We start from the raw sequence: 2440 nt of genomic DNA on the forward strand, positions 1-2440 counted from the left end.
GTAAGCGATGTTCTGACCCCACCTTACATCCGTGTCTCTGAGCGGCGAGACTAACGATCTCGTATTTGGGATCTTTTTGTGTCGATGGTTGACCATATGCTTGAGCCGCCCCGAGCCGTGCGGCGTCTGGAAGTGATCACCGGAGCTGGCGTGCGCCGACGCTGGTCGGCCGATGAGAAGGCGCGGATCCTGGACGAGGCGATGGCACCAGGCGCGATCGTGTCCGAAGTGGCCCGCCGGCACAGCATGTCGCCCCAGCACCTGTTCACCTGGCGTCGTCAGGCCAAGCGCGAGGCGGGCGATCATCCGCTGGCCTTTACCCCTGTCGTTGTCGCCCCTGATCCATCGCAGGCCATTTCAGCCGCCCCTCGTGAGGCTGTGATCGAGATTGCCGTGGAGGGCGCCGTCGTTCGTGTCCCGCCGGGAGCCGACGGCGCAACGCTGGCCGTGGTCCTGCAGGTGCTCAAGAGTGTGCGATGATCGGACCGAGCGGCAGCGTGCACGTGATGGTGGCAACCAAGCCCGTCGACTTCCGCAAGGGCGCCGATGGATTGGCCGCCCTCGTGCGCGACACCATGGCGGCCGATCCCTTCTCTGGGACGGTGTACGTGTTCCGCGCCAAACGCACGGATCGCGTCAAGCTGGTATTCTGGGATGGCACAGGAGTGGTTCTCGTCGCCAAGCGATTGGAGGATGGCGAGTTCCGCTGGCCCAAGGCGCAGGACGGCGTCATTCACCTGTCGGCCGCCGAGCTCTCGGCCCTGCTCGAAGGTTTGGATTGGCGCCGCGTGCATGCGCCACGATCGACCTCTGCGCCTGTGGAGCCCAGCTGATCGCGGTGCACTCCATCCATAAGAGTCATCGCCTGCCTGCCCGAAGCATGATTCACTTCGTCTTGTGACCAGCGCGACGCAAACCCTCCCCGATGATCCTGACCTGCTGAAAGCCATGCTCCTGGCCGAGCGGGCGCGCGCCGAGCGCCTGGAGCAGATCATCAAGGCGATGCAGCGTCACCGCTTCGGTCGCCGCGCCGAGAGCCTGCCCGAGGATCAGCTGCTGCTCGGGCTGGAAGAAGCCGAACAGAATGAGGCCGCCGAGGACGCCCGCCACGAGCAAGCGGATCCGGCCGAGCGTAAAAGCCGCGCGGCTCAGCGACGCCGGAACCGCGGATCCTTGCCGGCCCATCTGCCGCGCATCGAGACAATCATCGACATCGAGGATCCGGCCTGTCCCTGCTGCCGCAACTTCCTGCACCGCATCGGCGAGGATGTCTCCGAGCGGCTCGACATCGTGCCGGCGCAGCTGCGCGTACTGGTGGTCCGCCGGCCCAAATATGCCTGCCGCGCCTGTGAGGCCGTGGTGCAAGCCCAGGCTCCGGCCCGTGTGATCGAAGGCGGGCTGCCCACCGACGCGCTGGTCGCGCAGGTGCTGGTGTCGAAATACGCCGATCATCTCCCGCTCTACCGGCAGTCTCAGATCTATGCCCGTCAGGGCATCAGCTTGGATCGCTCGACCCTGGCCGATTGGGTCGGGCGGGCCGCCTGGCATCTGCGGCCAGTGCATGAACGCCTGCTGGCGCAGTTGAAAGCCTCGTCGAGACTCTTTGCCGATGAGACCACGGCACCGGTGCTCGATCCCGGCCGCGGCCAGACCAAGACGGGTCAGCTGTTTGCTTATGCGCGCGATGACCGGCCGTGGGGCGGCACGGACCCGCCTGGGGTGGCGTACGTCTATGCGCCGGATCGCAAGGCGGCACGTCCGATTGCGCATCTGTCCGGTTTTGCCGGCGTGCTGCAGGTGGATGGCTACAGCGGCTACCGGGCTCTGGCGGCAGGCAATCAGGTCACCCTCGCGTTCTGCTGGGCGCATGTACGTCGACGCTTTTACGAATTGGCCGCGGCCGGTTCGGCGCCGATCGCCAGCGAAGCGCTCACGCGCATCGCGGAGCTGTACCGAATTGAGAGCGACATCCGTGGCATGAGTGCGGCGGAGAGATGCCGGATTCGCCAGACGAAGAGCCGTCCCATCCTGGACGCTCTCGAGCCGTGGTTGCGCGGCAAGCTCGGGCTGATCAGCCAGAAGAGCAAGCTGGCTGAGGCGATCCGCTATGCGCTTGTGCGCTGGGAGGGGCTAACGCGGTTTGTCGATGACGGGCGGATCGAGATCGACTCCAACGTGGTCGAGCGGGCGATCCGGCCTTTGGCATTGACGCGCAAGAACGCGTTGTTTGCCGGCTCGGATCGCGGCGGCGAACACTGGGCGATCATCGCCTCGCTGGTCGAGACCTGCAAATTGTGTGGTGTGGATCCGCAGGCCTATCTCACGAACGTGTTGAGCCGCATCGCCACCGGCCACCTCAACACCCAGATCGATGATCTGCTGCCGTGGGCCTATGCCACCACGCCGGACCTCAAGGCCGTGGCCTGAGAACATCGCTTAC

At 65.5% G+C, this 2440-nt stretch carries 3 protein-coding genes; all 3 read left to right on the forward strand.

The genetic code is table 11. From position 1 onward, the window contains the following. The first annotated feature begins 96 nt into the window (after positions 1–96). The 3 genes from tnpA (at position 97) to tnpC (ending at position 2427) form a co-directional block, all read left to right on the forward strand. Positions 97–480, forward strand: coding sequence for an IS66-like element accessory protein TnpA (gene tnpA, locus ILT44_RS30150; RefSeq protein WP_204243290.1), 384 nt, complete (start codon positions 97–99; stop codon positions 478–480). Continuing rightward, positions 477–833 (forward strand): IS66 family insertion sequence element accessory protein TnpB, encoded by a 357-nt coding sequence (tnpB, locus tag ILT44_RS30155; RefSeq protein WP_204243291.1) that lies wholly within the window; start codon positions 477–479, stop codon positions 831–833. Before tnpA ends, tnpB begins: the two co-directional genes overlap by 4 nt. Before the next feature lie 64 nt (positions 834–897). After that, on the forward strand, positions 898–2427 hold the full coding sequence (tnpC, locus tag ILT44_RS30160) for an IS66 family transposase (RefSeq protein WP_372441299.1): 1530 nt from the start codon (positions 898–900) through the stop codon (positions 2425–2427). The last annotated feature ends 13 nt before the right edge of the window (positions 2428–2440 follow it).

The sequence above is a fragment of the Microvirga arvi genome (assembly GCF_016892765.1).
GTDB classification, from domain to species: Bacteria; Pseudomonadota; Alphaproteobacteria; order Rhizobiales; family Beijerinckiaceae; genus Microvirga; species Microvirga arvi.